4 protein-coding genes and 1 pseudogene (1 of these 5 running past the window's edge) are annotated in these 4,790 nt (G+C 65.0%); 1 reads left to right on the top strand and 4 read right to left on the bottom strand.

Annotated elements, in window-relative coordinates:
- The 3 genes and pseudogenes from Q0326_RS07035 to Q0326_RS07025 form a co-directional block, all read right to left on the bottom strand.
- Window positions 1–245: pseudogene (locus Q0326_RS07035) on the bottom strand (hypothetical protein); it reaches 697 nt to the left of the window's first position.
- 54 nt (window positions 246–299) lie between these two features.
- Complete coding sequence (locus tag Q0326_RS07030) at window positions 300–1,175, bottom strand: SDR family oxidoreductase (RefSeq protein ID WP_298688565.1); 876 nt, start codon at window positions 1,173–1,175, stop codon at window positions 300–302.
- A 527-nt stretch (window positions 1,176–1,702) separates the two neighbouring features.
- The gene (locus Q0326_RS07025; RefSeq protein ID WP_298688563.1) at window positions 1,703–2,263 is read right to left on the bottom strand and encodes a carbonic anhydrase; all 561 of its coding nucleotides are present in this window, start codon (window positions 2,261–2,263) and stop codon (window positions 1,703–1,705) included.
- Window positions 2,264–2,395: 132 nt separating this feature from the next.
- On the opposite strand from Q0326_RS07025, the gene Q0326_RS07020 reads away from it, so the two are divergent.
- On the top strand, window positions 2,396–3,202 hold the full coding sequence (locus tag Q0326_RS07020) for a helix-turn-helix transcriptional regulator (RefSeq protein WP_298688561.1): 807 nt from the start codon (window positions 2,396–2,398) through the stop codon (window positions 3,200–3,202).
- A gap of 180 nt (window positions 3,203–3,382) precedes the next feature.
- Here Q0326_RS07020 and Q0326_RS07015 read toward each other — a convergent pair.
- Window positions 3,383–4,790 (bottom strand): sodium/solute symporter (locus Q0326_RS07015; protein ID WP_298688559.1); only part of this gene is annotated, 1,408 nt, incomplete at its 5' end.

The following is a 4,790-nucleotide window of genomic DNA, read 5'->3' as shown; positions in this document are numbered from 1 at the left end:
TCGGAGAACGGCATGATCCCCTCCTGGGCAGGCCAGAGGTGCGCGTCTTGCTCGCGGTCAAGATGGTATTGGACATACCAGGCCAGCCCGGGCACCCGCGAGCAGAGCGGGCCATGCACGTCCCGCCAGTAGGGTGCGAACACCGCGTGTGGCACCTGGGGCCGTCTCAGCACAGTGGTGTAGGTGTTGATCGCGATGGCGGCGTCTCGGGCTGCATGGTCATGGGCGAGATGTTCGATGGTCATCGTGGGTCTCGTGTTCATCGGTAAGGGATCAAAGCCGCGCGACGCGCCGTTCGATCAGGATACCGGAACGCCGCCGGTCACGGCAACGACGTTGCCGGACATGTAGCTGCCCTCCGATGAGGCCAACAGCACGTAAGCGGGCGCGAGTTCGGCCGGCTGACCCGCGCGGCCAAGCGGGGTATCCTGCCCCAGTGTTTCCAGTTCCTCCGGCGATTTGGCGATCGGCTGGATCGGCGTCCAGATGGGACCTGGCGCGACGGCGTTGACCCGGATGCCGTCGGCGGCGAGCAGGTTGGAGAGGCCGACCGTCAGGCTCGAGATCGCGCCCTTGGTCGCCGCGTAGACGATCATGCTCTTGCCTGCGACCTTGGCCTGCTCGCTGGTCGTATTCACGATTGCCGATCCCGGCTTCATATGCGGCGCCGCCGCCTTGGCAAGGCGGATCATCGCGAAGACGTTAGCGGAGAAGGCGCCCTGCATCTCGTCGTCGTCGATACTATCGAGCCCCTCGTTCATCGTCTGCGCGGCGGCATTGTTGACGAGGACGTCCAACGTGCCGAACTCCGCGACCGTGCGCTCGACGAGCGTCACGCAATGATCGCGGTCGCGAATGTCGCCGGGCAGCAGCAGGCAGCGCCGGCCCGCTTTCTCGACCCAGGCCTGCGTCTGTTCGGCGTCGACTTGCTCGTTGGCGAGATAGGAGATCGCGACGTCCGCGCCTTCGCGGGCGTAGGCGATTGCCACCGCGCGGCCGATCCCCGAATCCCCACCGGTGATGAGTGCCACCTTGTCCCGAAGGAGGCCTTTGCCGACGTAGCTTTCTTCGCCGTGATCGGGCTTGGTGCGCATGTTCGCCGTGAGGCCGGGGCGTGGCTGCTGCGGCTCGCCTGGAAAGCTTGTCGGCTGGCTGGTGCGCGGATCGTTGGTCATGGCGGTTCCTGTCGATGGGGCTCCGGCGGGAACGGTTCGCGACGGGGAACGTGCCCACAGTCCGCCCTGGGCCCTGGTCGATCGCTGGACGCGATACGCCAGGGCGACGCAGCCGATGAACGGATCGGTGTCCGAACTCGTTCGTGCGAGTTATCGGCTGCCGTTCATTGGGGAGACGAGGGATTGCACGTCCCTGTCTCGTCGCACCCAGATCACCGGCGCGGGCGTCGTGGTGTCACCGCCGCCTAGTCGCAGGGTGCGGGTCAGCCGAGACTCTCTGAGCGTCGGCAGGCTGCAGCCATCGCCGTATCGAACATGATCCCGTTGGCTTCGATGTCCGCGATGTTGATCCCAGCCATTCTCCCAACATAGAAGCCGAGAGCCAATCGCGGAAACCAGCCGTGGTGGTAACGCCGCTTGTCAACGAGCGGCTGCCTTTCGTAAAGGTCGAAAACGCGGTTGAACGTCCGGTCTTGGTCAAGGAGTTCGGCGGCGCCGCGAAGTCTTTGGGCGGCGCCAATCGCGCGCTAGCAGGCCCGGAGCGGAGCGGCGGGCACGACCACACGCAAGGCACCGGTGGCGACGTCGTACACCTGCCCAGAGATCATCCATTGGGCCGGCAGAGCCGGAACGGCGCGCAGAGCCTTCACATCCGCCGCGACCGCCGCCTCAGGATCGGTAACCGCCTTCTCGGCCAGCTCTGCTTCTGAAACCTCGAAGTAGCCGGCCAGCATCTCGGGGTTGTTGGCGAGACGCGTGATGCCGCAGTCGGTGTGGTGCAGGACGACGATGTGGAACTCACCGCCACCGCCTGGGATGGCTTGGGCCACCTCACCAATGCGGCCGAGCAGGCCTAATTGTTGCAGCAGGCCCGGTGTGACGCGACCGCCGATGTTGCGCATCACAACGGCCTCTCCTGGCTTGAGCTGAAGCAGCTGAGCGGGATCGACACGCATATCGGCGCAGCCGATGATCACGGCCTTCACGTGCGGAAGCTGCTTTGGCAGCGACGGCATCAGCGTGCCGGCGGCGGCTTGCTTGCGGGCGAAGTCCTTGTTCCTTGCCAGCAATGTCTCAGTGTAGCGCATCACCTTTTTCCTCGTCTGTTGCCGTCGGAGGCTTCAGATAATCGATCAGATCTCCCGCTCAATTACGTCTGACGTAATAGCTTCCAAGCGGGTTCGACGGTATCTGGGCGTCTGGCCAGGGGGTTTGACGCGATGGAAGTTGATCCCGATTGTCAGCTCGGCGAGCTGCTTCGCGATTGGCGTGCCCGGCGGGGGAAAAGTCAGCTCGACACCGCGCTCGACGCCGACATGTCACAGCGGCACCTTAGCTTCATCGAGAGCGGGCGCAGTGTGCCGGGTCGCGACAAGCTACTTGCCGTGGCCGAGGCGCTGGATGTGCCGCTACGCGAGCGCAACGCGCTGCTGCTGGCTGCAGGTTATGCACCGCTCTATCCAGAGCAGGCTTGGGACGCGCCGCAGATGAGCGCGATCACCGCTGCGGTCAGACGCATGCTCGCGCAGCAGGAGCCATATCCAGCGGTCCTGCTGGACCGGCACTGGAATGTCCTAGCCGCCAACACCGCTGCTCCCCGCTTCTTTGGCTGCTTCGTGGACCTCTCCAGGTGGTCGCGGCCGCGCAATCTCCTGCAACTGATTTTCGATCCGGCTGGCTTGCGACCGTTCATCCACGATTGGGATCAGGTTGCCCGCTCGCTGCTCGATCGTGTCCGTCGCGAGGCCGTAGGGCGCGTGCTGGACAGGGCCGCGCAGCAGCTGGTTGACAAGCTCCTCGCGTATCCAGGTGCACCGGCCGCTGCGGCGATCAGACCCGACGGCGCCCACCTGCCGATGATCCCGATCGGCTTCGTCAAGGACAACCAAGTCCTGCGCTACTTCTCGATGGTGGCCACGGTGGGCACGCCGACCGCGATTGCCGCGCAGGAACTCCGGGTCGAGTGTCTGTTCCCCGCGGACGAGGCGACCGAACGCGGCCATCTTTCTTTGATCGAGGAAGCCTGAACCGGCTTCCAGTTCCGGGCAGCGGCAAGGAACCGCTGAGAACAAAGTCTTGCGAGCGGGCTCTACCAGCGCGAATTGGACAGGCCGTTTGGTTTTTCCGCGGTTGCTCATTGGCGGAGCGAGCAGGACGGTGCGTCGACACGCGCGATCCTGATCCGTCGGTGGATGCGGCCATCATGGTCACCACCAGGTCGCATACAGCGCGACCAGGATCAGGCAGACCGCGACCGCGCCGATGTTGAAGCTCGCGCGGGTCGCGAACGAGACGTCGCGCGTCGCGATCGTGTCGCTGTCGGCACGGCTGGCGGTGACCAGCGAGACGATTACGGCGAGCGCGAGTGCAATCAAAAACACCACGCCCATCCGGTCCATGAACGGCAGCGAGGACCAGACCAGCTTGAATGCCCAGGATAGCGCGACCGAGGCGATCGCCGCGGCGATCGCGCCGGCCTCGTTGGCGCGCTTCCAGAACAGCCCGAGCAGGAAGATCACGGTGATCCCCGGCGTGAAGAAGCCGGTGAATTCCTGGATGAACTGGAACGCCTGCTCCGAGCTGCCGACCAGCGGCCGCGCGGTCAGCACCGCGATCACGATCGCCACCACCGCCGCGATCCGCCCGACCTTGACGAGATGCTGCTCGCGCACCCCATGGCCGTCGGCTTGCTCGGCAGCGGTGCCGCGTGCGGGGCGCATCTTGGCATAGATGTCGAGCGTGAAGATCGTCGCGATCGAGTTGATCTTGGAGGCGGTCGACGCGATGATCGCGGCGATCAGCGCGGCGAAGACCAGGCCCAGCAGCCCGGTCGGCAGCAACCGCATCATCGTCGGATAGGCCTCGTCGGGCTTGGCGAGGCCGGGTGCCAGCAGCACCGCGGCGATCCCCGGCAATACGATGATCAGCGGCATCAGCAGCTTGAGGAAGGCGGCGAAGATGATCCCCTTCTGCGCCTCGGGCAGGTCCTTGGCGGCAAGCGCGCGCTGGATGATATATTGGTTGAACCCCCAATAGCTGAGGTTGGCGATCCACATCCCGCCGATCAGCACCGACAGGCCGGGCAGATCGGCATAATGCGGATCGCCCTTCTTGAGGATCATGTGGAAGTGATCGGGGATCGCCATCGCCAGCCGGTGCCAGCCCGCGGCGATCCCGCCGCTGCCGCCGAGCTTGCCCAGCGTCAGCCAGGCGATGATCAGCCCGCCGAGCACGAGCAGCGTCACCTGCACGATGTCGGTCAGCGCCACTGCCTTGAGGCCGCCGCGGATCTGGTAGAGCAGCGCGAACGCGCCGAGACCCACGAGCGCGATATTCTGGTCGACGCCGGCGACCTTGGTGACCGCGATCGAGCCCAGCCAGATGATCGAGGTGAGATTCACGAACACATAGAGCGCGAGCCAGAAGATCGCCATCAGCGTACGGATCCGCGTGCCGTACCGCCGCTCGAGAAATTGCGGCATCGTGTAGATCTCGTTGCGCAGGAAGATCGGCAGGAAGAATTTGCCGACGATCAGCAACGTCAGCGCCGCCATCCATTCGTAGGAGGCGATCGCCAGCCCGATCGCATAGCCCGATCCCGACATGCCGACGATC

This window comes from uncultured Sphingomonas sp., assembly GCF_937859915.1.
Lineage (GTDB): Bacteria > Pseudomonadota > Alphaproteobacteria > Sphingomonadales > Sphingomonadaceae > Solisphingomonas.
The sequence above is the reverse complement of the archived record's forward strand: the minus strand, read 5'-3'. Positions and strand labels throughout refer to the sequence as shown.